Source organism: Pantoea sp. UBA7232 (assembly GCF_002473195.1).
Lineage (GTDB): Bacteria > Pseudomonadota > Gammaproteobacteria > Enterobacterales > Enterobacteriaceae > Pantoea > Pantoea eucrina.
The window spans coordinates 220537-246619 of record NZ_DKTK01000009.1 but is presented as its reverse complement, the minus strand read 5'-3'; the positions used below and the strand labels follow the sequence as shown (position 1 = coordinate 246619).

The following is a 26083-nucleotide window of genomic DNA, read 5'->3' as shown; positions in this document are numbered from 1 at the left end:
AATTGTGGAGAGAAAATATGCATAACGAAGCACCCATTATCCGTCGCAAATCAACGCGTATTTACGTCGGCAAGGTGCCAGTCGGCGATGGTGCTCCCATCGCCGTTCAGTCCATGACTAATACCCGCACCACCGACGTGGAAGCCACGGTTAACCAGATTCGTGCGCTGGAGCGTGTGGGTGTGGATATCGTGCGCGTCTCGGTGCCGACCATGGACGCGGCGGAAGCCTTTAAACTGATTAAGCAACAGGTCAACGTGCCGCTGGTAGCGGATATTCACTTTGACTACCGTATCGCTCTCAAAGTGGCGGAGTATGGCGTTGACTGCCTGCGTATCAATCCGGGCAACATCGGCAACAACGAACGTATTCGTCAGGTTGTGGACTGCGCCCGCCATTACAACATTCCGATTCGTATCGGGGTGAACGCCGGTTCACTGGAGAAGGATCTGCAGGAGAAGTATGGCGAACCCACGCCGCAGGCGCTGCTGGAATCCGCTATGCGCCATGTCGATCATCTCGATCGTCTGAACTTCGATCAGTTCAAAGTCAGCGTTAAAGCCTCTGATGTGTTTCTTGCCGTAGAGTCTTACCGCCTGCTGGCAAAAGCGATCGATCAGCCGCTGCATCTCGGGATCACCGAAGCGGGCGGCGCGCGGGCGGGTGCGGTGAAGTCGGCAATCGGCCTTGGTCTGCTGCTGGCAGAGGGCATCGGCGATACGCTGCGTATTTCGCTCGCAGCCGATCCGGTAGAAGAGGTAAAAGTTGGCTATGACATCCTGAAATCACTGCGCATCCGTTCGCGCGGGATCAACTTTATCGCCTGTCCGACCTGCTCACGTCAGGAGTTTGATGTGATCGGTACCGTGAATGCGCTGGAAGAACGGCTGGAAGATATTATTACGCCGATGGATGTCTCCATTATCGGCTGCGTAGTCAACGGTCCGGGCGAGGCTACCGTTTCGACGCTCGGCGTTACCGGCGGCAGCAAGAAAAGCGGTTTCTACGAGGATGGCGTTCGTCAACGCGATCGTCTCGACAACGATGACATGATCGATCAGCTGGAAGCGCGCATTCGTGCCAAGGCATCCATGCTGGATGAGAGTCGTCGAATCAGCGTGCAGCAGCTGGAAAAATAACCAGGCGGTGCGCGCCCGGCGCGTACCAGTTTATGAATGAACCTGTGCGGTTTCATCCTCATAAGGTATGATGCCGGACAGGTTTTTTTGTATTAAGAGATTTTAACGTGGCGAAGAATATTCAAGCGATTCGCGGGATGAACGACTTCCTGCCAGCCGACACCGCAATCTGGCAGCGTATCGAGGGCACCCTGAAGCAGGTGCTGGCCAGCTATGGCTACAGTGAAATCCGTCTGCCAATCGTCGAGCATACCCCACTGTTCAGCCGTGCCATTGGTGAAGTGACCGATGTGGTTGAAAAAGAGATGTACACCTTTGAAGATCGTAACGGCGAAAGCCTGACGCTGCGCCCGGAAGGCACGGCGGGCTGCGTACGTGCCGGTATTGAACATGGTCTGCTCTATAACCAGGAGCAGCGCCTCTGGTATGTCGGTCCGATGTTTCGCTACGAGCGTCCGCAGAAAGGGCGCTATCGTCAGTTTCATCAGATGGGCGTCGAAGTGTTTGGCCTGCAGGGGCCGGATGTTGATGCTGAGCTGATTATGATGACCGCGCGCTGGTGGAAAGCGCTGGGCATCGCTGACCACGTTGAACTGGAGCTGAACTCCATCGGCTCTCTGGCGGCGCGCGCGGACTACCGCAGTGCGCTGGTGGCGTTTCTGGAGCAGCATCAGGATGTGCTGGATGAAGATTGCAAACGCCGCATGTATACCAATCCGCTGCGCGTGCTGGACAGCAAAAATCCGGAAATTCAGGCGCTGCTGAATGATGCGCCAACGCTGGGCGAATTCCTGGATGAAGAGTCGCGCGCCCACTTCACCGGACTCTGCGCGCTGCTGGATGATGCCGGTATTCGTTATCGCGTCAACCAGCGTCTGGTGCGCGGCCTCGACTACTACAACCGCACCGTCTTTGAGTGGGTCACCAGCAGCCTCGGCTCGCAGGGCACCGTATGCGGCGGCGGGCGTTACGATGGCCTGGTTGAGCAGCTGGGCGGACGAGCCACGCCAGCGGTAGGATTTGCCATGGGTCTGGAGCGGCTGGTGCTGCTGGTGCAGGCGGTGAATCCTGAATTTGAACCGACGCGGGTTGTTGATGTCTATGTTATCGCTTCAGGGCAGGGCGTTCAGTCTGCGGCTATGCAGCTGGCGGAAACGCTGCGTGATGCCAACCCGGCGCTGAAGCTGATGACTAACTTCGGCGGCGGCAACTTTAAAAAGCAGTTTGCCCGTGCAGATAAATGGGGCGCACGCATTGCACTGGTGCTCGGCGAAGATGAAGTGAAAGCGGGCCAGGTGGTGATTAAAGATCTGCGCACCGGCGACCAGCAGACGCTGGCTCAGCAGGACGCCGCTGCGACGTTGCAGACGCTGCTGCAGTAAGCAGCACGCGGCAACAGCCATTTTAAGGAGAGGGATTGCGTGGAAGTTTACAGCAACGAGAATGAACAGGTTGATGCGCTGCGCCGCTTTTTCGCCGATAACGGCAAAGCACTGGCGATTGGCGTGGTAGTAGGGATCGCGGCGCTGGGCGGCTGGCGCTACTGGAGTTTGCATCAGGAAAATTCAGGCAAAGCGGCATCTGCGGAGTATCAGCAGCTCACCAGCGCGATGCAGGCGGATAAACCGGAAAGCCTGGAGGCCGTTGCCAGCTTCGCCAGCGAAAACAGCAATACCTACGGTGCACTGGCCGCGCTGGACCTGGCGAAGCAGTACGTTGAGACCAGCCAGCTTGATAAAGCCATTGCGCTGCTGCAGAAAGGACTAAACGACACCAAAGATGCCAATCTGCAGGCGGTTATCAACCTGCGTCTGGCGCGTATTCAGCTGCAGCAGAAGCAGGCTGATGCCGCGCTGGCTACCCTGGATAACGTTAAGGGTGACGGCTGGAGCGCGATTGTGGCAGATATTCGCGGTGAAGCATTGCTGAGCAAAGGCGACAAGCAGGGCGCGCGCGATGCCTGGAGTAAAGGCGCGGGTTCGCAGGCTTCTCCGGCACTGAAGCAGATGCTGCAGATGAAAATAGATAACTTAAGTTAAGCCAGACAAGAGAGCGCACATGGAATTACGTAAATACCTGCTGCCAGGGCTGATTTCCGTCACTCTGCTCAGCGGTTGCTCGCTATTCAGCGGCGAAGAAGATGTAGTGAAGATGGCTCCGCTGCCGAAAGTGGAAAATCAGTTCACGCCGGAAACTGTCTGGAGCACGTCAGTAGGCGACGGCATTGGCGATTTCTACTCCAACCTGCATCCGGCATGGCTGGACGGCACCGTTTACGCTGCCGATCGTTTTGGCGTGGTAAAGGCGCTGGATGCCAGCAACGGTAAAGAGAAGTGGAAAGTCGATCTCTCTGAGAAGACTGGTTTCTTCTCGAAAAACATCTCTGCGCTGCTCTCCGGCGGCGTCACCGCCAGCGGCGATCGGATCTATATTGGCAGCGAGCGCGGGCAGGTATTTGCACTCAACAGCAGCGACGGCTCGCTGGCGTGGCAGACCAAAGTCGCCGGTGAAGCGCTCTCCCGTCCGGTGGTCAGCGATGGCCTGGTACTGGTTCACACCAGTAACGGTATGCTGCAGGGACTGGATCAGAGCAGCGGTGCGGTAAAATGGACCGTGAACCTCGATATGCCGGCGCTTTCGCTGCGCGGTGAGTCTGCGCCTGCGGTCGCCTTTGGCGGCGCTATCGTTGGCGGTGATAACGGTCGCGTCAGCGCGGTGATCCTGAACCAGGGTCAGCTGATCTGGCAGCAGCGCATTTCACAGCCGAGCGGCGCGACGGAGATCGATCGTCTGAGTGACGTCGATACCACGCCGGTTATCGTTAATGGCGTGGTCTATGCGCTGGCGTACAACGGTAACCTGACCGCACTCGACCTGCGTTCCGGTCAGATTATGTGGAAGCGTGAAATCGGCGGCGTTAAAGATTTGATTGTCGACGCCGGACGCATCTATCTGGTGGATCAGGACGACCGCGTGATAGCGCTTAACGCCGATGGCGGCGTAGCGCTGTGGCGTCAGAGCGATCTGCTGCACCGTAATCTGACGGCACCGGTGCTGTTTAACGGTTATCTGGTTGTGGCAGACAGCGAAGGTTACGTGCACTGGATCAACACGCTGGATGGCCGCTTTGTGGCGCAGCAGAAACTGGACAGCGACGGCTTCCAGACCGAGCCGGTTGTGGCCGGTGACAGACTGCTGATTCAGGCGAAAGGCGGCGAGGTTTACGCCATCAGCCGTTAAGTCCTGAGCGCGCGGGAATGGATTTCCGTCAGTAATTACGGCTCCTGATTCGTCAGGAGCCGTTCTGTTTTTTGTCAGGCGTGATATTCTAGGCGCCTTAAGCCTGAAGCGGGCGGCAAATGTCGTTATACTCACGCCATTCGGGCGATTCATTTTTAAACTGAGGCAAGTGTTATGGTACCTGTGGTCGCGCTGGTTGGGCGTCCCAATGTGGGGAAATCCACGCTGTTTAACCGCTTAACGCGCACCCGTGATGCGTTAGTGGCCGATTTCCCTGGACTGACTCGCGATCGCAAATATGGTCGCGCCGAAGTGGAAGGGCGCGAATTTATTGTTATCGATACCGGCGGTATTGATGGCACCGAAGAGGGCGTAGAGAACCGCATGGCGGAGCAGTCGCTGCTGGCGATTGAAGAAGCGGATGTGGTGCTGTTCATGGTTGATGCCCGCGCAGGCGTTATGCCGGCGGATCAGCAGATCGCTAACCATCTACGCTCCCGTGAAAAAGCGACGTTCCTCGTAGCGAACAAAACGGATGGCCTGGACGCCGATGCCGCCGTGCTGGACTTTTACGCGCTAGGTCTGGGTGATATTCATCCGATTGCCGCCTCGCACGGTCGCGGCGTTACCTCGCTGCTGGAAACCGCGCTGCTGCCGTGGATGGACGTGGCAGACCCGCAGGAAGTCAGCGAAGAGGATGAAAACGAAGCCTACTGGGCCGCATTAGCCGCAGAAGAGAGTGGCGAAGAGGCGGAAGAGGAAGAGGAGTTTGATCCGACCGGCCTGCCGATTAAGCTGGCTATCGTGGGTCGTCCTAACGTAGGTAAGTCAACGCTCACCAACCGTATTCTTGGTGAAGATCGCGTGGTGGTCTATGACATGCCAGGCACGACGCGTGACAGCATCTATATCCCGATGGAGCGTGACGAGCGCGAATATGTCCTGATCGACACCGCCGGGGTGCGCAAGCGTGGCAAGATCACCGATACCGTTGAGAAATTTTCGGTGATCAAAACCCTGCAGGCGATCGAAGATGCTAACGTCGTGATGCTGGTGATTGACGCGCGTGCCGGTATCTCCGACCAGGATCTCTCCCTGCTGGGCTTTATCCTCAACAGCGGACGTTCGCTGGTGATTGTGGTCAACAAATGGGATGGCCTGTCGCAGGAAGTAAAAGATGAAGTGAAAGAGACGCTGGATTATCGTCTCGGCTTTATCGATTTTGCCCGCGTACACTTTATTTCGGCGCTGCACGGCAGCGGCGTAGGTAACCTGTTTGAATCCGTAACGGAAGCGTACGACTGCTCAACCAAACGCGTAAATACCTCCATGCTGACGCGGATTATGAATATGGCAGCAGAAGATCATCAGCCGCCGCTGGTGCGGGGCCGTCGCGTTAAGCTGAAATATGCGCACGCCGGTGGATACAACCCGCCTATCGTGGTCATCCATGGTAATCAGGTAAAAGATCTGCCCGATTCCTACAAGCGTTATCTGATGAACTACTTCCGTCGCTCGCTGAACGTTATGGGTACGCCAATCCGTATCCAGTTCAAAGAGGGTGATAACCCGTATGCCGGCAAACGCAATCTGCTGACGCCGACGCAGCAGCGCAAGCGCAAGCGTCTGCTGGCACACCTGAAAAAGAATAAGCGTTAAGTAAAAAAGAGCCCGCCGGGCTCTTTTTTTTTGCCTGTGATTTAACAGCGGCTTAGCCCGGCAGATGTAGCAAAAATGCTATTGGCCGGTAAACCCTGCGTTATGATCGTTCACTTTCAATTGTACCATCTGGTACAATCCTGCCGCCTTATGGTGAGCTCGCCCTGATATGCCGCGTTCTCATGCATGAGTGCGCGGTTGCGGACTGCTTTGCGGTTCGTCATTAAACAGGGTGCTGCTGTGTCCCGCGACGAAGCCGGACAGGCGGCATGCACTATTTTTCAGGAGAGTTTGTGTGAAGGCAGAACATTCCACTCGCCCCGGCAGGGGACTCAGCGTCTGGTCCGTGCTGTTCGGGCTGGTGCTGCTGGCGATCGGCCTGTTTTTCGCTATTGGCGGCGGTAAACTGGCGGCGCTGGATGGCAGTAAATACTTTCTGATTGCCGGTATCGTTATGATAGCGTCGGCGGTCCAGTTTATGCGGCGTAAAGCGTCAGCGGTGACGCTGCTGGTCCTGGCGTTTATCGGAACCCTGATCTGGGCGGTAATGGATGCCGGCTGGCACTTCTGGCCGCTGGTTTCCCGGCTGATGGTGCCGGCGGGGCTGATGCTGTTCGCATTTCTGACCTGGCCTGCGCTGCGCAAAAGCGAAGGCAAAGCGCCGCTGGCAACGCTCTCTTACGCACTGTCAGCGCTGATTGCGGTTGGCATGATCGCTACCGTGGTGCAGATGTTTCAGCCGCATCCTACCGTGGCCTTTACCGGTTCGCAGCTGCCGCTGATCCCGGTGGATAAAAGCAAACCGCAGCAGGACTGGAGCAGCTACGGCCGCACGCCGGAAGGGGATCGTTTTGCGGCGATTGATCAGATCACGCGTGACAACGTTAATGAACTGCAGGTTGCCTGGACCTTCCGTACCGGCGACACACCGCTCAGCCCGACCGGCAATGGCGCTGAAGATCAGCAGACGCCGCTGCAGGTTGGCAACACGCTCTATCTCTGCACGCCGCACAACAATGTGATTGCGGTAGAAGCGGACAGCGGTAAGCAGATCTGGAAGCGTGAAATCAATGCGCAGGCGGAAGTGTGGAACCGCTGCCGCGGTCTGGCCTATTTTGACGCCACCAAACCGGTGACGCAGCCCACGCAGCCAGGCTCCACGCCGGTGCCGGCACCGGTTCTGGCCGCAGGCGACAGCTGCCAGCGCCGTATCCTGATGAACACGATCGATGCGCGTCTTATCGCGATTAACGCCGACAACGGTGAGTTCTGCGCCAGCTTTGGCAACAACGGCGTGGTTGACCTGAAGCAGGGGCTGGGCAAGGCGCCCGATCCGCTCTATCAGCTGACCTCCGCACCGCAGGTTGCCGGTACCACCGTGGTAGTCGGCGGTCGCGTGGCGGACAACGTGCAGACCGATATGCCAGGCGGCGTACTGCGCGGCTTTGATGTGATCAGCGGTAAAATGCGCTGGGCGTTCGATCCAGGCAACGACGATCCGAATGCGGTACTGATGCCGGGCCAGGATTATACCCGCAGCACGCCGAACTCCTGGGCGCCGCTCTCCTACGATCCGGCGATGAACACCGTGTTCCTGCCGATGGGCAGCTCGTCAGTGGATCTGTGGGGCGCGAATCGCACAAAGCTCGATCACACCTACGGTGCATCCATCCTCGCGCTGGATGCCACTACCGGCAAACAGAAGTGGGTCTATCAGACAGTTCACAACGACCTGTGGGACTTTGACCTGCCGATGCAGCCAAGCCTGGTCGACTTCCCGATGAAGGATGGCACCACCAAACCGGCGGTGGTCATCGGGGCAAAAACCGGCATGATCTGGGTGCTGGACCGCCTGACCGGCAAGCCGCTGACCAAAGTGGAAGAGCGGCCGATGCCGCAGGGGCACATCCCGAACGAGCAGTACACCAAAACCCAGCCGCACTCGGTTGAGATGCCCAATATCGGCAACCAGACGCTGACGGAATCCGATATGTGGGGCGCGACGCCGTTTGACCAGCTGGCGTGCCGTATCGCGTTTAAAGGCATGCGCTATGACGGTCTGTTCACCGTACCGGACACGGACAAATCGCTCAGCTTCCCGGGGTCTCTGGGTGGTCTGAACTGGGGCAGTATCTCGTTTGATCCCAACAATCAGTATATGTTCGTCAACGATATGCGCCTTGGCCTGTGGGTACAGATGATCCCGCAGGACACCAGCAAAGTGGCTCGCGGCAGCAACGGCGGTGAATCGGTTAACACCGGCATGGGCGCCGTACCGCTTAAGGGCACGCCATATGCAGTGAATAAAAACCGCTTTATGTCGCCGCTCGGCATTCCGTGTCAGGCCCCGCCGTTTGGTACGCTTTCAGCTATCGACATGAAAACGCGTCAGATTGTCTGGCAGGTGCCGGTGGGTACCGTGCAGGATACCGGCCCGTTTGGTATCAAAATGCACGCGCAGATGCCGGTAGGTATGCCAACGCTGGGCGGTACGCTGGCGACGCAGGGCGGACTGGTGTTTATCGCCGGTACGCAGGACTACTACCTGCGCGCCTTTGACAGCTCAACCGGTAAAGAGGTGTGGAAAGCGCGCCTGCCGGTCGGCAGCCAGGGTGGCCCAATCAGCTATGTCTCACCCAAAAATGGCAAGCAGTACATCCTGATCTCTGCCGGTGGCGCACGCCAGTCGCCGGACCGCGGGGATTATGTGATTGCTTACGCGCTGCCAGACAGCAAGTAAGAGCAGCAGGGCCGGCAGAGGATGCCGGCCTTTTTTTTGCCTACTCTCCGTTCTGCCACAGCGCCTGCAGCGCTGGCGGCGCATCTTTTTCCGCTACGTAAATCACGATAGCACCCGCCTCATGGTGGGTGGCGTAGGTGATCTGGATGCGGAAATAGTGCTGATCGCCACTGCCTGCGGAGGTAGCCTGTTCCGCCTGCTCGCCGAGCGGCAGCGCCTGCTCCAGCACCTGACAGACCCGCTGTTTCTGCGGTTCCGGCAGCTGGGCCAGCGCAAAACGCCGCTCTTTACGCAGTTTGGGAATAAAGGCGAAGCCGCCCTCCCGCGCCAGCTCTACGATCGCGTCATCCGTCAGTTCTATGTTCACTTCACACCCACCTCTTGCCAGGCGGCCTGGATCTGCTCCGCGACCTGCCGATCAAAGCGTTTTGCCGCATGCTCAACGGTAAAGCGGGCAAAGGTGCTGAAATCAGCATCCTGCGGCAGGGTTTTGTCACACAGCGTGTCATACCACGCCTGACCGGCGCGTTCCCATGCAAAACCGCCCAGCGCGGTGGCCGCAAGATAAAACGCGCGGTTAGGAATACCGGAGTTGAGATGCACGCCGCCGTTGTCATCACGCGTTTCGATATAGTGCGCCATATCCGCCGGCTGCGGATCTTTACCCAGCAGCGGGTCATCATAGGCGGTGCCGGGGGCTGACATGGAGCGCAGACCGCTGCCGTTAATGTCTTTAGCCAGCAATCCTTCGCCGATGATCCAGTCCGCTTCCTCCGCGCGCTGCTGCCGCTGATACTGTTTTACCAGTGAGCCAAAGACATCAGACATCGACTCATTCAGCGCGCCCGCCTGCTGAAAGTAGATCAGTCCCGCTTCGCTTTCCGTGACGCCGTGCGTCAGTTCATGGGCGACCACGTCAATCGCGATGGTGAAGCGATTAAAAATCTCGCCGTCACCGTCGCCAAAGACCATCTGCTGGCCGTTCCAGAAAGCGTTCTGATAATTCTGGCCGTAGTGCACGGTACCGTCCAGCTTCAGCCCTTTGTTGTCGAGCGAGTTTCGCTGATAAACGTTCCAGAAAAAATCATAAGTAACGCCCAGATAGTCCCAGGCTTCATCCGCAGCCACGTCGCCGTTGCCAGGCTGACCTTCCTGACGTATCAGCGTGCCGGGCAGCGTCTGACTCTCTCTGGCATCAAAAATGGCGCGCAGCACCTGACCTGGCCGGGCGATATCCGCCGGTGCGATGACGCGGTGCGGCTCCGCCATTAGCTGCTGAACGTGAGTAAGCGTGCGGCGCGCCGACTCCTGTTGCGGCCCTGCACAGTTGTCGATGATGTTACGCAGAATATAGGGGGGAATTACGCTGTATGACATGCCGGACTCCCTGGGTGATGGGTATGCAAAGAGTATAGACCGGGGTCAGGCAGAGCAGGAAACGTGCAGGCAGGGAGGGGATCTCCCTGCGTGCTGGTCAGGATTGGCGGGGTTTACGGCGGCGTTTCAGCGGCGTGAGGGCGGTGACTTCGCTCTCCACCCAGCCATCTTCCAGCCGGGTGCGCAGCCTGTCGCCTGGCTGCAGCGGCGCGATCTGTTTTACAACTTCGCCCTGCGCATCGGTGGTAACGCTGAAGCCGCGCGCCAGCGTCGCCAGCGGGCTGACTCCTTCCAGCTGCGCCATCAGCGTGCCAAAGCGCTGGCGATCCTGTCCCAGCTGCTGCTGCATGCTCTGCTGCAGACGGTAGTGCCACTGCGCGAGCTGCTGCTGCGCGCGCAGGATGCGCCCCTGTGGCTGCTGCGCACTGAGCCGCTGCAGCAGCCGATCCTGCTGGCGTTGCGCGCTGCGCAGCTGCCGATCGGCGGCTGCGCCTAAGCGACGCTGCAGCTGAAACAGGGCGGTCTGCTGCCGTGCCAGGCGCAGCTGCGGATGCTGCTGCTGCAGGCGATGCTGAAGCTGCGTGAGATAACGCAGCTTCCCGGCGAGATAGTAGTCCATCGCCATCTCCATGCGCTGCTGCTGTGACTGCAGCTGCCGCAGCAGCTCGACCTGATTGCGGCTGACAATCTCAGCGGCGGCAGAGGGCGTGGGCGCGCGCAGATCGGCGACAAAATCGGCGATAGTGACATCCGTTTCATGCCCCACGGCGCTGACCACCGGCAGGCGGCTGGCAAAAATCGCACGCGCCACGCGCTCATCGTTGAAGCACCAGAGATCTTCCAGCGAGCCGCCGCCGCGGCCGACAATCAGCACGTCACATTCGTTACGCTGGTTGGCCAGCTCGATAGCGCGCACGATGGCAGCGGGCGCATCGGCCCCCTGCACCACGGTGGGGTAGATAACTACCGGGAGTGAGGGATCGCGGCGGTGCAGCACGCGCAGCACATCATGCAGCGCGGCGCCGGTTGCGGAGGTGATCACTCCGACCTGGCGAGCCGGATCGGGCAGCGGCTGTTTGAACTGCTGATCGAACAACCCTTCTGCGCTGAGCTGCGCTTTCAGCTGCTCAAACTGCTGCTGCAGCAGGCCTTCACCCGCCGGATGCATGCTTTCAATGATTAACTGATAGTCGCCGCGCGGCTCATACAGCGTGACGCTGGCCCGCACCAGCACCTGCTGCCCGTGCTGCGGCCGGAACGTCACGCGCCGGTTGCTGTTGCGGAACATCGCGCAGCGCACCTGTGCGCCATCATCTTTCAGCGTGAAGTACCAGTGGCCGGACGCGGGCTGCGTGAAATTGGAGATCTCAGCGCTGAGCCACACCAGGCCCATCTCATTTTCCAGCAGCGTGCGCACCGTGGTGTTGAGGCGGCTGACGGTAAAAATATTGGCGGTTGCAGGTAGCGACATGTGATGAAGATCAAATTTTAAATCAGAGGGTTAATTCATCGATACTACAGGGCTGCTGCGCAGGATCAAGACTTTTTCTGAAAAAGCAGTAGAGGCAATCGGTTTCGTCCTGTATAATGCCGCGGCAATATTTTATCTGTTTTCAACGCCCCCAGGTGGAGATATTGCAATGCTAAGAATCGCGAAAGAAGCCCTCACATTTGACGACGTCCTGCTCGTTCCCGCTCACTCCACTGTATTGCCTAACACCGCTGACCTCAGCACCCAACTGACCAAAAACATCCGTCTGAACATTCCTATGCTCTCTGCTGCGATGGATACCGTGACCGAAGCGGGTCTGGCGATTGCGCTGGCACAGGAAGGCGGCCTCGGCTTTATTCATAAAAATATGTCGATTGAGCGTCAGGCTGATGAAGTGCGTAAGGTGAAAAAGCATGAGAGTGGCGTGGTAACAGAGCCGCAGACCGTGCTGCCAACCACGACGCTGGCGGAAGTGAAAGAGCTTACCGATCGCAACGGCTTTGCCGGCTATCCGGTCGTCAACGCCGGTAACGAGCTGGTGGGGATCATCACCGGTCGCGATGTGCGCTTTGTAACCGATCTGACGCTGCCGGTTACCGCGGTTATGACGCCGAAAGAGCGTCTGGTGACGGTAAAAGAGGGTGAGGCGCGCGAAGTGGTGCTGCAGAGGATGCATGAAAAGCGCGTTGAAAAAGCGCTGGTGGTGGATGAGAGCTTCCACCTGCTGGGCATGATTACCGTAAAAGATTTCCAGAAAGCTGAACGTAAACCCAACGCCTGTAAAGATGCGCAGGGTCGTCTGCGCGTGGGCGCGGCGGTGGGTGCCGGCGCCGGTAACGAAGAGCGCGTGGATGCGCTGGTTGCCGCTGGCGTTGATGTGCTGCTGATTGACTCTTCGCACGGCCACTCCGAAGGCGTACTGCAGCGCATTCGTGAAACCCGCGCCAAATATCCTGACCTTGAAATCATTGGCGGCAACGTTGCCACCGGCGCCGGTGCCCTGGCGCTGGCTGAAGCGGGCGTCAGCGCGGTGAAAGTGGGGATTGGCCCCGGCTCTATCTGTACCACCCGTATCGTCACCGGCGTAGGCGTTCCGCAGATCACCGCTGTTTCTGACGCCGTTGCGGCGCTGGAAGGCACCGGTATTCCGGTCGTGGCAGATGGCGGGATCCGCTTCTCCGGCGATATCGCTAAAGCGATCGCCGCAGGCGCAGCCGCTGTGATGGTGGGCTCTATGCTGGCCGGCACCGAAGAGTCTCCGGGTGAGATCGAACTCTATCAGGGCCGCGCATTTAAATCGTACCGCGGTATGGGCTCACTCGGCGCAATGTCCAAAGGCTCTTCTGACCGTTACTTCCAGACCGATAACGCCGCAGATAAGCTGGTGCCGGAAGGTATCGAAGGCCGCGTTGCCTATAAAGGTCGCCTGAAAGAGATCGTCCATCAGCAGATGGGTGGCCTGCGCTCCTGCATGGGCCTGACCGGCTGCCCGACCATTGATGATCTGCGCACCAAAGCGGAGTTTGTCCGCATCAGCGGCGCCGGCATCAATGAGAGTCACGTGCACGATGTGACCATCACTAAAGAGTCACCGAACTACCGCATGGGTTCCTGATCCCTGAAGATTTCCCGCCCGGCTCTGGCCGGGCGCTTTTATTGTTAAGTCCATCCCACTGGAAATGCCTCAATGACGACTGAAAATATTCATAAACATCGTATCCTGATCCTCGATTTTGGTTCGCAGTATACGCAGCTGGTTGCGCGCCGCGTGCGTGAGCTGGGCGTCTACTGCGAACTCTGGGCGTGGGATGTCACCGAAGAGCAAATCCGTGCGTTCAACCCGAACGGAATTATCCTGTCAGGTGGCCCTGAGAGCACCACCGAGCTGGACAGCCCGCGCGCGCCTGAGTACGTCTTTAACGCTGGCGTGCCGGTACTGGGCGTCTGCTACGGCATGCAGACTATGGCGATGCAGCTGGGCGGCAAGGTTGAAGGCTCAAATGAGCGCGAGTTTGGCTATGCGCAGGTGGAAGTCACCACGCAGAGCGCGCTGGTGCGTGATATCGAAGATGCGATCAGCGCCGCCGGCAAGCCGCTGCTGGATGTCTGGATGAGCCACGGCGATAAAGTCACCGCAATTCCGGCTGACTTCGTCACCGTCGCCAGCACTGAAACCTGTCCGTTTGCCATCATGGCGAATGAAGAGAAGAAATTCTACGGCGTGCAGTTCCATCCGGAAGTGACGCACACCCGTCAGGGACTGCGCATGCTGGAGCGCTTTATCCGCGATATCTGCGGCTGTGAAGCGCTCTGGACGCCGGCGAAAATCATTGAAGACGCCGTTGAGCGTATCCGCCAGCAGGTGGGCAGCGACCGCGTGATCCTCGGCCTCTCCGGCGGCGTTGACTCCTCGGTAACCGCCATGCTGCTGCACCGCGCTATCGGCGATCGCCTGACCTGCGTATTTGTTGATAACGGTCTGCTGCGCCTGAATGAAGCGGAGCAGGTGATGGATATGTTTGGCGACCATTTCGGTCTGAACATTGTCCACGTACCGGCGGAAGCGCGCTTTCTCGATGCGCTGGCGGGTGAAAACGATCCGGAAGCCAAGCGTAAAATCATCGGCCGCGTGTTTGTTGAGGTGTTCGACGAAGAAGCGCTGAAGCTGACCGAAGTGAAGTGGCTGGCGCAGGGCACCATCTATCCGGATGTGATTGAGTCCGCTGCTTCTGCCACCGGTAAAGCGCACGTGATCAAATCGCACCATAACGTGGGCGGCCTGCCGAAAGAGATGAAGATGGGCCTTGTTGAGCCGCTGAAAGAGCTGTTCAAAGATGAAGTGCGCAAGATCGGTCTTGAGCTGGGCCTGCCATATGACATGCTCTACCGTCACCCGTTCCCGGGACCGGGTCTTGGCGTGCGCGTGCTGGGCGAAGTGAAGAAAGAGTACTGCGATCTGCTGCGCCGCGCCGACGCCATCTTTATTGAGGAGCTGCGCAAAGCGGATCTCTACAATAAAGTGAGCCAGGCGTTTACCGTGTTTCTGCCGGTGCGCTCCGTCGGCGTAATGGGCGACGGCCGTAAGTATGACTGGGTGGTCTCACTGCGCGCGGTGGAAACCATCGACTTCATGACCGCACACTGGGCGCATCTGCCATACGATTTCCTTGGCCGCGTCTCCAACCGCATCATCAATGAAGTCAGCGGCATCTCCCGCGTGGTGTATGACATCTCCGGTAAGCCACCGGCGACGATTGAGTGGGAATAACCCCGTTCTGACATAAAGCCCGCCGCATGCGGGCTTTTTTTATGGCTGAACCGCAGCCGCAGCGCACGATGATGGGTCTGCCGTCGCGTTGCGTGCCAGCGCATAGTTGGTGAATAAACAGGCGCCGTTTTGCTGCATAATAACGCACTTCTTTTTCTGCCCCGGATACCCTGAATGCTGCCTGTGAAACTTATCCTGCTGACTTTTCTTTGTGCCGTGATCCTGTCGCTGGCGGCGAGCCTGGCGCAGGCGACGCGCAGCGGCGACCTGCAGACCGGGCAGGGCGGCTGGGCCACCGCGCGGCGCGACTCCGCCGGACTGGCGCCCGATCCGCAGCGCTACGCCAGCGAGGCGGTGGTGCAGGTCTATGCGGCTCCCACTTACGGCTGGAAAGGCGCGGTGGCGGTGCATCCGTGGATCATCTTTAAGCGCGCCGGCGAGACGCAATATAATCGCTATGAGGTGATCAGCTGGGGCAGCGGTGACAAGGTGCGGCGTAACCGTAACCTGCCGGATGGCTACTGGTATGGCGCCCGTCCGCGTCTGCTGGTGGATCACCGCGGGGCCGCAGCGCAGGCGATGATCCCGCAGATTGAGGCGGCAATCCGCTCTTACCCGTGGCCCGCCACCTATCGCGCCTGGCCGGGGCCAAACAGCAATACCTTTCTGGCGCACATTGGTCGCGAAGTGCCGGCGCTGAAGCTCGACCTGCCGGCAAACGCGGTTGGCAAGGATTACCGCTCGCTGCTGCACCCGATAGGGCTGCCGCCCTCGGGGCGCGGTCTGCAGCTGTCGCTGCTGGGCGTACTGGGCGTGACGGTCGGTGCGGAAGAGGGGGTAGAGATGAACCTGCTGGGGCTTAATCTGGGCGTCGATTTCACGCCGCTGCGGCTGCGGCTGCCGTTTATTGGCGGTATCGGCCGGGATAACGTGCAGAAGGATAATCCCTGACGGGGGCGCCGCGGATTGCGGCGCGCCGGGCACTCAGCAGACGCCGAAGTCGCCCTCTTCATGATAGAGATTGACGCTGTCTGCTTTAATCTCTATCTCTTTTTTCAGCGGGTCGTCGATACGGGCGCACCAGAGCATATCGCCCTCTGCACGCAGCACCTGCATTTTAGGACCACCGGTTTTCGACTGCACAAAATCGCCTGCGTTAAACATGCTGTGTCTCCATCAGATAAGGGTATGAATGAGTGTAGCTGCGCCACTCTAAAGGCGCAGCTGCCGTGACTCAGTGCGGCAGTAAAAACAGCGTGGCCAGACCGAGAAAGATAAAGAAGCCGCCGGTGTCGGTGAGCGCGGTGATCAGCACGCTGGACCCCACCGCCGGATCGCGCTTCATTTTGGTCATGATCAGCGGAATAAGCACGCCCATCAGCGCCGCCAGCAGCAGGTTCAGCACCATCGCCAGCATCATCACGCCGCCAAGCTGAATATTGTCATACATCAGCCAGGTGATGCCGCCCATAATGCCGCCCCAGAACAGGCCGTTGATCAGCGCCACGCCCAGCTCGCGACCAATCAGGAAGGAGAAGTTACCAGGCTCCACCTGATGCAGCGCCAGCGCGCGCACAATCATGGTAATGGTCTGGTTGCCGGTATTGCCGCCAATGCCCGCCACAATCGGCATCAGGGTCGCGAGCGCCACCAGCTGTGAAATTGTGGCTTCAAACAGGCCGATGACGCGCGAGGCGATAAATGCGGTGCAGAGGTTAATGGCCAGCCACGTCCAGCGCTTGCTCACCGCTTTACGCACCGGCGCAAACACATCCTCCTCCTGGCTGATCCCGCCCATTTTACGGATGTTGCTCTCATTCTCCTGGTTAACCAGATCGATCACATCCTCAACGGTAATACGGCCAATCAGTTTGCCTTTGGCGTCGGTAACGGCAGCAGAGATCAGGTTGTAGCGCTCAAAGGCGCTGGCGGCATCCTCGGCGTTGTCATTGAGCTGAAACGTAGTGGGACGGGGATTCATCACATCGGCGACCAGCGTTTTGGGCTTGTTGAGCAGAATATCGGTCAGCGGCAGCTCGCCGAGCAGCTGGTTTTGCGCATTGGTGATAAAGATTTTATCGGTGCCGTTGGGCATACTGCTGCGCTTGCGCAGAAAGCGCTGCACCGTGGCAAGGGTGACGTCGGCGCGCACGGTGAGAATATTGAAATCCATGATGCGGCCTACGCGGTCGCGATCCAGCTCAATCACATCAAGCAGGCGCGCGCGCAGCTGCGGCTCCAGCGTGGTCAGCAGGCGGCCGGTGAGATCGCGCGACAGATAGCGCGCCAGATAAACCTGATCGTCGATATCCAGCGGTTCAATCGCGCGCAGGATCTCGCGGTCGCTCATGCCTTCGGTCAGGCTCTCCCAGACGGTCTCTGAGGCTTCAACCAGCACGCGGCCACGCTGTTCGGAGGGGACCAGCTGCCAGAGCGCCCGGCGCTCCTCTTCCGGCAGCGCTTCCAGGATATCAGCGAGGTCGGCGGCGTGCAGCGGCGCCAGCTCCTGCTCCAGCTGCTGGCGCCAGGCGGCCACTTCGCGCAGCTCTGCGGCGTTGAGATCGACGGATTTATCCAGCAGGACATCCACTAAGTCCTGTTTGCTCAGCAGCAGTGAAAGAATGCGCTGGCGGGATTCGGTTAGTTGTTGTGCGTGCGAGGCAGACATAACGCGTCCTTTGTGTCTGTAAAGTCAGCACAAAGTGTAGCGTGTTACCGCCAGAACGGGCAGAACAAAGGCGCCAGTCGCCGCGTCAGCGTGTCTCGCTGCTGCTCAGCGTTGCCGGTTCCGGCAGGGGCTTTTTCTGCTGATGATGCTCAATGGCACCGGGAATGATAAAGATCAGGCGACCAGCCAGAATAAAAAAGCTGATCAGCAAAACGATGCGGGTCATGGTGCCGGTTTTGGGACGTCTTCGTGGTGATAGGGCGCTGTTCACGCGGGTGTTCCTGTTGATACCCTTCAGGGCGATAGCAATATTTAGTCACAGTTGCCGGGCGGGGTCAATCGCTGTATGAAAAATAAGCACGGAAGCGATGCATCAGGCGCCGCGAACCGTGCCCGGCTTCAGTAGCTCGCCTTCTGCGCCAGCAAAGTAGCAAACTGACATTTGATACGGTTGCCGTCAGCGTCACGACGGTGCAGTTCGCCGACATCCTCGTTATATTTTACGATGTGCCAGTTGCGGTAGTAGTGGCTCAGCTCGCCCGATTTAAAGGTAAACGGAAACGCCTGCGTATTGGGGTAGTCAGCGGTGCTCATCGCCGCCACAATCAGGTTGTAGCCATTCTTCTGCGTACTGGCCTGCATATCGGCAATCAGCTGCGGGATCGTCTCCGGCTGCAGAAACATCATCACCACCGTTGAGAGCACAAACTGATAGCTGCCGTTGAAGCGCAGCTGGTTGAGATCGCACAGCGCTGTCTGAATATTCGGCAGCTGTTCAGTAGCAATAATCGTATTCAGATAGTCAAGGCTTGCCGGATTAGCGTCCCAGGCGGTGACGTTAAAGCCGTGCTGGCTGAGATAAAGGCTGTTGCGGCCTTTACCGCAGCCGAGATCCAGCGCGTTGCCCGGCGTCAGCTTCGGCAGCGCCGCGCGCACTTCAGAGTGCGGCGGCGATAAATCATACTTTTCTGTAAACCAGTTATCAGGGCGTATCGTCATTGTCAGACAGCGGGCGGACGGCCCGCGTTACTCCTCTTCCAGCAGCAGTTTCCAGCCGGTCACATCGCTCCAGTACGCCTGCTCGCGCTCCAGATCGAGCTGCACCAGCGTATTCTGGCTGAGAAAACCGGCCGGGAAAGTGAGCGTCCAGTGACCATCGTCCGTTGAGAGCTTCAGTGCATCGGGGCGCGTGGTCGCCTGACGCTGGTTATTCAGCAGCGTGCCGAGGCGCAGCAGAAAAATCATCGGCAGCACCTGCTTTTTCTTAAACAGGGTAAAGCGCGGGATCTCATCCTGCTTCACCGCTTTACGATGGAAGCGTACCAGCGTGGCCAGCAGCATCTGTTGATCCTGATTAAAGCCAGGCATATTGGAGTGCTGCAGAATATAGGCGGAGTGCCGCTGCATACCGCTGTGATTAATGGTCAGCCCGACCTCATGCAGCAGGGCCGCCCATTTCAGCAGAGCGGTCAGCTGCGGGTTCGCCTGTTTTGGATTCTGCTCCTGCCACTGCAGATAGAGCTGCTCTGTCGTCTCCAGCACGCGGCGCGCCTGATCGCTGTCGATCACATAGTGGTTCGCCAGACTCTGTGCGGTGCGGCTGCGGATATCCTGATGGCGGAAACGGCCCTCCATCTCATAGAGCACCCCTTCGCGCAGCGCGCCGTCAGAGAGACGCAGTTCACGGATCGCCAGTGCGTCAAAGACGCCGCACAGGATCGCAAGGCCAGGCACAAACACCGCTTTGCGCTCTTCAGATAAGCCCGGCAGGCTCAGCGCATCAAAGGATTTATGCTTCAGCACTTCACCAACCAGCATATCGAGACTGTCAGGCGTTACGCGCTTCTCTTTCTCGCCCATTGCCAGCAGCACTTCACAGGCGGCTTTAATACTGCCGGAGGCGCCCAGTGCATATTGCCAGCCGTGCAGGCGATACTGCCACGCCAGCGTCTCCAGCTTGTGCGTAGCGGCGAGGCGGGCGCGACGGAAATTATCCTGGCTGATTTCGCCTTTCGGGAAATAGAGATTAGCGAAGCTGACGCAGCCCATGCGGCGGCTCTCAACCAGCTGCGGCTCAAAATCCTCGCCGATTACCAGCTCGGTTGACCCGCCGCCGATATCGATAACCAGCTTGCGCCCTTTTTCTGGCTGAGTGTGCTCAACGCCCATGAAGATCAGGCGCGCCTCTTCGTTACCGGAGATCACCTCAATCGGATAGGGGATCACTTCCGCGGCGCGCTGCAAAAACTCTTCGGCATTGGTCGCAATGCGCAGCGTGTGCGTGCCGACAATGGTCACGTTGGCGGCGCTAAAGCCCTGCAGTCGCTCAGCGAACAGGGCCAGGCAGCTCAGGCCGCGCACTATCGCCTCTTCGCTCAGCCGGTTTTGCGCGTCAAGCCCGTCAGCCAGATGCACCCGCTGCTTGAGGCGTCCCAGAACCTGCATGGCGCCATCCACCACGCGGGCGATCACCATATGAAAACTGTTTGAGCCGAGATCGATGGCCGCAAATTCCTGCGGCTTCGGCGTACTCTTCGGAGTAATTGGCATAGGCGTTATTCGGGTTGTTCCAGTCTCTTGATGTAATCGTAAATCGCCAGCTGCGAGCGCACTTTCCTGCGATTGCCGCGCGGAACATAACGGTTACTCAGCTCTTTGTCTACGATACGCGCTTTAACCGTATCACTTAACAGAATGGCGATAATATCCAGAATCCGCTGTTTAAGACGCGGATCGAGCACCGCCACGGCGACCTCAATGCGGTAATCGATGTTGCGCGTCATCCAGTCAGCCGAAGAGAGAAACACCTTTTTCTCACCGCCATTTTCAAAAATATACACCCGGTCGTGCTCAAGATAACGATCAACAATGCTGGTGATGCGAATATTTTCGCTGATGCCAGGCAGGTCCGGGATCAGCGAGCACATACCGCGCACCAGCAGGTTGATTTTTACCCCGGCTGACGAGGCTGCATAGAGCCTGTCGACCAGGCCGTTATCTACCAGATTATTGATTTTAAGCGTGATTTCGCACGGCTTGCTCTGCTGCGCATTGGCGATCTCCGTGTCAATCAGCTGATAGAGTACGGCCCGCGAATTCTGCGGCGACACCATCAGATGTTCAAAGGTAACCGGGCGATAGGGGTTCTCGATGAAGTTAAATACGCGGCGGACTTCGTTCGTGATGCGCGCGTCAGCGGTCAGCAGAGAGTAGTCGGTATACAGGCGCGCGGTCTTCTCATTAAAGTTGCCGGTGCCGATATGCGCATACCGCACCACCTCTTCACCTTCGCGACGGGAAATCAGAAACAGTTTGGCGTGAATTTTCAGACCAGGCGCAGAGAAAATAACGTGCACGCCCGCTTCAGTCAGCCGCTTGGCCCAGTGGATATTCGCCTCTTCATCAAAGCGCGCCTGCAGCTCAACCACCACCGTCACTTTTTTGCCGTTGTGCGCCGCGTGGATCATCGCATCCATAATGCGGGAGTGTTTGGCTACGCGATAGATATTGATTTTGATCGCCAGTACGCTGGGATCGAACGACGCCTGACGCAGCAGCTCCAGCACATGCTCAAAGGTGTGATAGGGGTAGTAGAGCAGTACATCGCGATCGCGGATGGCGTCAAAGCCATTGCGGAAGCCATCAAAGCCGATATGGCGGATCTGCGGCAGCGGCCGGTTGACCAGGTTACTTTTGCCGACGTTGGGAAAGCCGATAAAATCTTTGAAGTTATGGTAGCGGCCACCCGGCACAATGGAGTCATAGTTAGAGATAGAGAGCTTGTGGCGCAGCATCTCCACCATGGCATCGGGCATATCGCGCTGATAGACAAAGCGCACCGGTTCGGCAGTAAGGCGCTGCTTCAGGCTGGAGGACATCAGCTCCAGCAGGCTCGACTCCATCTCTGTAACCAGATCATATTCAGCATCGCGCGTCATTTTCATGGAGTAGGCGTTCAGCGCATCGTAGTCAAAGAAGCCTTTAAAAATCTCATCCAGGCAGTAGCGCAGAATGTTATCCAGCAGGATCATCGGCTTGCGGCGGCGTGGCGACTCGGCCGGCAGGTTGATAAAGCGCGGCACTTTGTCTGACGGGATCTCCAGCAGCGCATAGCGGATATCCTCGCCGCGAATGATCTCCACCGCCAGATAGGTGTAGTCATCCTTGAGAAACTCAATCAGATCGGTGTCATGGTTGATCAGAATCGGCGTAACGTGCTGACGCAGCTGATGTTTGAAATAGTGGCGCAGCCACTCCTGCTGATTGGGTGAGAGCTGGCGTTCGTTGATCAGGAAGATCTGGTTACGTGCCATCTCCAGCAGCAGCTCATTGTAGAGCGCGTCAAACTCCTGATCGGACTTCAGTACCCGCTGCTGGATCTTCTTCAGCAGATGCCGCAGGGGAGTGGGCTTACCCTGCTCTTCGCTGATCAGAATGCGCCGCTTCAGATCGGCAAAGCGCACCTTGTAGAACTCTTCAAGGTTGTTGGAATAGATCCCTAAAAACCGCATGCGCTCAATCAGCGGGTTACTTTTATCCGCCGCTTCCTGCAGCACACGTTCATTAAAGGATAACCAGCTTATTTCTTTTTCTATATACAGCTTTTCCTGACCCATTCTGACTCCGTGATGCTGTGGCGGGACGATATGTCCGGCGCAAGGCGCGCAGTGGTGCGGCTCCGCTCAGTCTCCTTCACCATTATTGCTAGAGTATGGCAGGCTTGTCCAACCGCAACAGTTGTCTTATCAATCCGCTACGGGCAACATAGCGACTCTCTAATCTGAATCCCTGACCGGCATGAGCATAAACCATATTCCTGTTGAATCTAATGACCGTCGCCGGCGCGCCATCGATCGCTTTGTGCGGCGCATGGTAACGGCGTGCGGCGCAGGAATATTGCTGCTGATGCTGCTGCTGTTCTTCTGGCTTATCTGGGTGGTCCTGCCCCTGTTCAGCGCGCCACAGCTTCAGCCTGCGCTCAGCCAGCAGCTGTGGGATAAAACGCCGGCGCTGGCGCTGGGCAGCAGCGACACGCTGGGCTGGCGCATCAGTCGTCATGAAGCGCGCTTTATTCCGCTTAACGGCGACCCCGCCGGACCGGCGCTGGCACTTTCGGATGCGCCGCAGGCCGCCGTGACCAGCAGCGCGGCTGATGCCGTGTTACTCAACGTGCAGGGCGCACTGCTATTGATGCAGCCGCGAATAGAGCACGATCGCGGCGAGTGGTATTTTCCGCTGGGCGATCGGCCGCTGCGCCTGCCGCAGGGTGCCGTCAGCCAGATGACGCTGGCGCACATCGACGACGGGCAGTGGCGTATTGCTGCACAGACGCCGTCGGGGATCAGCGTGCTGACGCTGGCCAGTCAGCAGCCTGTCAGTCAGGTTATGCTGCCGCAGCAGCATGCCGACCAGCTGCTGCTGTCGCCTGACGGCACGCAGCTCTTTACCAGCCGTGAGCGCCAGCTGCAGGTGTGGCAGATTAGCGCTGAGGGCGCACAGCTGCGCGAAACGCAGGCGCTGACGCAGCCGGTTGCGAGCCTGCATATGCTGGCGGGTGGCCGGACGCTGCTGATCAGAGACGATCGCGGTGTCAGCCAGTGGTTTGCCATTACCGGCGAGCACGGTCCACGCCTGCAAAAAATTAAAACCTGGCACGGCTCGCAGGGGGCGCAGGGTGTGGCAACCGAGTCACAGCGCCGGGTATTTGCCAGCTGGGATGCGCAGGGCGTACTCAGCCTGTTTGCCAGCAAACAGTCAGGCCCGATCCTCACGCGTCAGCTGGCGCCGGGCATTCAGGCGGTCGCCTTTTCGCCGCGCGGTGACGGCGTGATCGTCGAACACGCCGGGCGCTGGCAGCAGTTCCGGATTGATAACCCGTGGCCTGATGTTACCTGGCGTAGCCTGTGGCAGAAAATCTGGTATGAAAATTATCCGCACGCCGACTGGGTGTGGCAATCCACCGCGGCCGGTGACAGCTATCAGGCGAAGTTCAGCCTGGTTCCGCTGGTTATCGGTACCCTCAAGGCCGCCGCGCTGGCGCTGCTGTTTGCCACGCCGCTGGCGCTGGCTGCCGCTATCTATACCGCCTGGTTTATGTCGCCGGGACTGCGGCGCTGGGTTAAACCCGGCATTGAGATGATGGGCGCGCTGCCGAGCGTGGTGATCGGCCTGATTGCCGGTGTCTGGATGGCGCCGCATATCAGCCATGTGCTGGCGGGCGTGCTGCTGCTGCCGGTGATACTGGCCGCTACGCTGCTGCTGTGCGGCGTGCTGAGCCCGCGTCTGCCGGCGCGCTGGCGGCGTCCGGGCGTCGAGGTGCTGTTACTTCTGCCGCTGCTGCTGCTGGTCACGCTGCTGACGCTATGGCTGACGGCCCGGCTCTGGCCGGACGCCGGTGAACAGCTTATTCACTACGAACAGCGCAATCTGCTGGTTGCCGCCGTAGCAATGGGATTTGCGCTGGTGCCGCTGATATTTACCCTGGCGGAAGATGCGCTGTTCAGCGTGCCGGGGGCGCTCGGACAGGGATCGCTGGCGCTGGGTGCCACGCCGTGGCAGACCCTGACGCGGGTCGTACTGCCCGGCGCTTCTGCCGGGATTTTTGCCGCACTGATGATCGGTTTTGGCCGGGCGGTGGGCGAGACGATGATTGTGCTGATGGCCACCGGCAACACGCCGGTGAGCGAAGGCGGGCTGTTTGCCGGGCTGCGCGCGCTATCAGCGAATATTGCGATAGAGATGCCGGAGGCGGCAGCGGGCAGCGCGCACTACCGCATCCTGTTTCTCAGCGCGCTGCTGCTGCTGCTGTTTACGCTGGTTATCAACACGGTCGCAGAAGTGATCCGCCAGCGGCTGCGCCGGCGTTATGGCCAGCATGAGGGACAGGGATGAAAAACGCACATCGTCAGAACGATCGCTGGCGCTGGCTGACGGCGGGTGCGGTGGCCGTCTGTTTACTGGCGTTTACGCTGCTGATCGGCCTGCTTGGCTGGCAGGGCGTGCGCGCCTTCTGGCCGCAGCCGGTGGATCGCTATCAGTTTCAGGCTCCCGGCGCGTCGCCGGTTACGCTGCTGGGCGAGACGCTGCAGGCAGAGCGGCAGAGTACCGGATGGCGCTACCTGGTAAAAACCGGCAACCGCGATTTTGCCGCCCCCGATTTCCGCGTCATTTACAGCACCGGGCCCGCGCGCGCGGAACAGCCGCGTGACGTGCTGGTGCTGCAACGGCGCAACGGCGGTAACGCTTACGGCTGGCTGGTGGCGCTGCGGGAAGACAATGAGACGCTCACCGCACACAACCGTGATGCGCTGCTGCAGCAGCGTCTGCAGCAGGTACAGGAGCAGCTGCGTCAGGCAGAGGATATCCGCCGTATTGATATGGCGCGGCTCAATGCGCAGCTGGAAAATCTGCAGCAGCAGGCGGATGAGCAGCAGCGCGAACAGCGTTTTGGCCTGCAGCAGCAGTCAGAGTTCGACGCCAACAGCGCGGCGCTGCATCGTCGCTTCAGCGCGCTGGCTGAGCAGCTGACGCATCTGCAGCAGGCGAGCCAGCGCGATACGCTGATCCTGCGCGACGCGCAGGGCGCAGAACATACTATCCCGCTGGCGCAGATCGTCGCGGCCTGGTACCCCAATAACATGAGCGTGTCGCAAAAAGCGCAGCACTTTTTGCGGCAGGTGTGGCAGTTTGTCAGCGACTCACCGGCGGCAGGCGGCAGCGAGAGCGGCGCGTTTCCGGCTATCTTTGGCACGGTGCTGATGGTGGTGCTGATGTCGGTCATCGTTATGCCGCTCGGCGTGGTGGCTGCCGTCTGGCTGCATGAGTATGCCGGACGTCACGCCCTGACGCGGCTGGTGCGTATCGCCGTGGTGAATCTCGCCGGCGTCCCCTCTATCGTTTATGGCGTATTTGGTCTCGGTTTTTTTGTCTGGCTGATTGGCGGCACGCTCGATCAGCTCTTCTTTTCCCGTGCGCTGCCGAACCCGACCTTTGGTACGCCAGGCCTGCTGTGGGCGTCGCTGACGCTGGCACTGCTGACGCTGCCGGTGGTGATTGTGGCGACAGAAGAGGGGTTGTCACGGATACCCGATACGCTGCGTCAGGGATCGCTGGCGCTGGGGGCAACGCAGGCAGAAACCCTGTGGCGGGTGGTACTGCCGCTGGCGGTGCCGGCGATGCTCACCGGACTGATTCTGGCAGTGGCGCGCGCGGCGGGAGAGACGGCGCCGCTGATGCTGGTCGGCGTGGTTAAAATGGTGCCGGAGCTGCCGGTAGACGCCGTGTTTCCTTATCTGCATCTCGACCGCAAATTTATGCACCTCGGCTTTCAGATTTACGATCTGGCCTTTCAGAGCCCGAACATCGACGCCGACAGGCCGCTGGTTTATGCCACTGCGCTGCTGCTGGTCATGATTATTCTGTCGCTGAATCTGCTGGCGATGGTGCTGCGCCACCGGCTGCGCGAACGCTACCGGCTGATGACGCACTAACAAGGTTGAAA

At 59.0% G+C, this 26083-nt stretch carries 20 protein-coding genes; 11 read left to right on the top strand and 9 right to left on the bottom strand.

What is annotated here, in order from left to right:
- Positions 1–17: 17 nt before the first annotated feature.
- The 6 genes from ispG (at position 18) to B4056_RS11045 (ending at position 8778) form a co-directional block, all read left to right on the top strand.
- Positions 18–1139, top strand: a complete 1122-nt coding sequence (gene ispG / locus B4056_RS11070; protein WP_039379618.1) for a flavodoxin-dependent (E)-4-hydroxy-3-methylbut-2-enyl-diphosphate synthase — start codon at positions 18–20, stop codon at positions 1137–1139.
- Between the two features lie 107 nt (positions 1140–1246).
- The gene (gene hisS, locus B4056_RS11065; protein WP_039379615.1) at positions 1247–2521 is read left to right on the top strand and encodes a histidine--tRNA ligase; all 1275 of its coding nucleotides are present in this window, start codon (positions 1247–1249) and stop codon (positions 2519–2521) included.
- Between the two features lie 39 nt (positions 2522–2560).
- A complete protein-coding gene (locus B4056_RS11060) occupies positions 2561–3178 on the top strand; it encodes a YfgM family protein (RefSeq protein WP_113655622.1) in 618 nt (205 codons plus the stop codon).
- Positions 3179–3197: 19 nt separating this feature from the next.
- Positions 3198–4379 carry an outer membrane protein assembly factor BamB gene (gene bamB / locus B4056_RS11055; protein ID WP_071667898.1) on the top strand — a complete coding sequence of 394 codons (1182 nt, stop codon included), beginning with the start codon at positions 3198–3200 and terminating at the stop codon, positions 4377–4379.
- A 174-nt stretch (positions 4380–4553) separates the two neighbouring features.
- Complete coding sequence (der, locus tag B4056_RS11050) at positions 4554–6038, top strand: ribosome biogenesis GTPase Der (RefSeq protein WP_039379608.1); 1485 nt, start codon at positions 4554–4556, stop codon at positions 6036–6038.
- Between the two features lie 295 nt (positions 6039–6333).
- Positions 6334–8778, top strand: a complete 2445-nt coding sequence (locus tag B4056_RS11045) for a glucose/quinate/shikimate family membrane-bound PQQ-dependent dehydrogenase (protein WP_039379605.1) — start codon at positions 6334–6336, stop codon at positions 8776–8778.
- 40 nt (positions 8779–8818) lie between these two features.
- Here B4056_RS11045 and B4056_RS11040 read toward each other — a convergent pair whose 3' ends face one another.
- The 3 genes from B4056_RS11040 to xseA form a co-directional block, all read right to left on the bottom strand.
- Complete coding sequence (locus tag B4056_RS11040; RefSeq protein WP_039379602.1) at positions 8819–9145, bottom strand: protealysin inhibitor emfourin; 327 nt, start codon at positions 9143–9145, stop codon at positions 8819–8821.
- Positions 9142–10155, bottom strand: a complete 1014-nt coding sequence (locus tag B4056_RS11035) for a M4 family metallopeptidase (RefSeq protein WP_113655621.1) — start codon at positions 10153–10155, stop codon at positions 9142–9144. The genes B4056_RS11040 and B4056_RS11035 overlap by 4 nt, the downstream gene beginning before the upstream one ends.
- 97 nt (positions 10156–10252) lie before the next feature.
- Entirely contained in the window at positions 10253–11626 is a 1374-nt protein-coding gene (xseA, locus tag B4056_RS11030; protein WP_071667900.1) for an exodeoxyribonuclease VII large subunit, read from the bottom strand.
- A gap of 169 nt (positions 11627–11795) precedes the next feature.
- Here xseA and guaB point away from each other — a divergent pair, with 169 nt between their 5' ends.
- The 3 genes from guaB (at position 11796) to B4056_RS11015 (ending at position 15866) form a co-directional block, all read left to right on the top strand.
- The gene (gene guaB, locus B4056_RS11025; protein WP_071667901.1) at positions 11796–13262 is read left to right on the top strand and encodes an IMP dehydrogenase; all 1467 of its coding nucleotides are present in this window, start codon (positions 11796–11798) and stop codon (positions 13260–13262) included.
- Between the two features lie 72 nt (positions 13263–13334).
- The gene (gene guaA / locus B4056_RS11020) at positions 13335–14915 is read left to right on the top strand and encodes a glutamine-hydrolyzing GMP synthase (RefSeq protein ID WP_071667902.1); all 1581 of its coding nucleotides are present in this window, start codon (positions 13335–13337) and stop codon (positions 14913–14915) included.
- Between the two features lie 174 nt (positions 14916–15089).
- The gene (locus tag B4056_RS11015) at positions 15090–15866 is read left to right on the top strand and encodes a DUF3750 domain-containing protein (RefSeq protein ID WP_039379583.1); all 777 of its coding nucleotides are present in this window, start codon (positions 15090–15092) and stop codon (positions 15864–15866) included.
- Between the two features lie 33 nt (positions 15867–15899).
- Here B4056_RS11015 and B4056_RS11010 read toward each other — a convergent pair whose 3' ends face one another.
- The 6 genes from B4056_RS11010 to ppk1 form a co-directional block, all read right to left on the bottom strand.
- A complete protein-coding gene (locus B4056_RS11010; protein ID WP_039379580.1) occupies positions 15900–16079 on the bottom strand; it encodes a hypothetical protein in 180 nt (59 codons plus the stop codon).
- Between the two features lie 70 nt (positions 16080–16149).
- On the bottom strand, positions 16150–17583 hold the full coding sequence (gene mgtE / locus B4056_RS11005; protein ID WP_039379576.1) for a magnesium transporter: 1434 nt from the start codon (positions 17581–17583) through the stop codon (positions 16150–16152).
- An 85-nt stretch (positions 17584–17668) separates the two neighbouring features.
- A complete protein-coding gene (locus B4056_RS11000; protein WP_094112264.1) occupies positions 17669–17854 on the bottom strand; it encodes a YfgG family protein in 186 nt (61 codons plus the stop codon).
- Between the two features lie 128 nt (positions 17855–17982).
- The gene (gene tehB, locus B4056_RS10995) at positions 17983–18582 is read right to left on the bottom strand and encodes a tellurite resistance methyltransferase TehB (protein WP_094112265.1); all 600 of its coding nucleotides are present in this window, start codon (positions 18580–18582) and stop codon (positions 17983–17985) included.
- Positions 18583–18609: 27 nt separating this feature from the next.
- Positions 18610–20133: an exopolyphosphatase gene (gene ppx / locus B4056_RS10990; RefSeq protein ID WP_039379568.1), complete on the bottom strand. Its 1524-nt coding sequence runs from the start codon at positions 20131–20133 to the stop codon at positions 18610–18612.
- A gap of 5 nt (positions 20134–20138) precedes the next feature.
- Positions 20139–22199 carry a polyphosphate kinase 1 gene (gene ppk1 / locus B4056_RS10985; RefSeq protein WP_288654747.1) on the bottom strand — a complete coding sequence of 687 codons (2061 nt, stop codon included), beginning with the start codon at positions 22197–22199 and terminating at the stop codon, positions 20139–20141.
- A 181-nt stretch (positions 22200–22380) separates the two neighbouring features.
- Here ppk1 and B4056_RS10980 point away from each other — a divergent pair, with 181 nt between their 5' ends.
- Positions 22381–24474, top strand: coding sequence for an ABC transporter permease subunit (locus tag B4056_RS10980; protein ID WP_288654745.1), 2094 nt, complete (start codon positions 22381–22383; stop codon positions 24472–24474).
- Positions 24471–26072 carry a phosphate ABC transporter permease PstA gene (gene pstA, locus B4056_RS10975; RefSeq protein ID WP_113655856.1) on the top strand — a complete coding sequence of 534 codons (1602 nt, stop codon included), beginning with the start codon at positions 24471–24473 and terminating at the stop codon, positions 26070–26072. Before B4056_RS10980 ends, pstA begins: the two co-directional genes overlap by 4 nt.
- Positions 26073–26083: the final 11 nt, after the last annotated feature.

Coding starts and splice junctions, on each gene's coding strand:
- bamB (WP_071667898.1), top strand. CDS start 3,198: ATGGAATTACGTAAATACCTGCTGCCAGGGCTGATTTCCGTCACTCTG.
- der (WP_039379608.1), top strand. CDS start 4,554: ATGGTACCTGTGGTCGCGCTGGTTGGGCGTCCCAATGTGGGGAAATCC.
- guaA (WP_071667902.1), top strand. CDS start 13,335: ATGACGACTGAAAATATTCATAAACATCGTATCCTGATCCTCGATTTT.
- pstA (WP_113655856.1), top strand. CDS start 24,471: ATGAAAAACGCACATCGTCAGAACGATCGCTGGCGCTGGCTGACGGCG.
- ppx (WP_039379568.1), bottom strand. CDS start 20,133: ATGCCAATTACTCCGAAGAGTACGCCGAAGCCGCAGGAATTTGCGGCC.
- tehB (WP_094112265.1), bottom strand. CDS start 18,582: ATGACGATACGCCCTGATAACTGGTTTACAGAAAAGTATGATTTATCG.
- B4056_RS11010 (WP_039379580.1), bottom strand. CDS start 16,079: ATGTTTAACGCAGGCGATTTTGTGCAGTCGAAAACCGGTGGTCCTAAA.
- B4056_RS11015 (WP_039379583.1), top strand. CDS start 15,090: ATGCTGCCTGTGAAACTTATCCTGCTGACTTTTCTTTGTGCCGTGATC.
- guaB (WP_071667901.1), top strand. CDS start 11,796: ATGCTAAGAATCGCGAAAGAAGCCCTCACATTTGACGACGTCCTGCTC.
- ppk1 (WP_288654747.1), bottom strand. CDS start 22,199: ATGGGTCAGGAAAAGCTGTATATAGAAAAAGAAATAAGCTGGTTATCC.
- ispG (WP_039379618.1), top strand. CDS start 18: ATGCATAACGAAGCACCCATTATCCGTCGCAAATCAACGCGTATTTAC.
- xseA (WP_071667900.1), bottom strand. CDS start 11,626: ATGTCGCTACCTGCAACCGCCAATATTTTTACCGTCAGCCGCCTCAAC.
- B4056_RS10980 (WP_288654745.1), top strand. CDS start 22,381: ATGAGCATAAACCATATTCCTGTTGAATCTAATGACCGTCGCCGGCGC.
- B4056_RS11035 (WP_113655621.1), bottom strand. CDS start 10,155: ATGTCATACAGCGTAATTCCCCCCTATATTCTGCGTAACATCATCGAC.
- mgtE (WP_039379576.1), bottom strand. CDS start 17,583: ATGTCTGCCTCGCACGCACAACAACTAACCGAATCCCGCCAGCGCATT.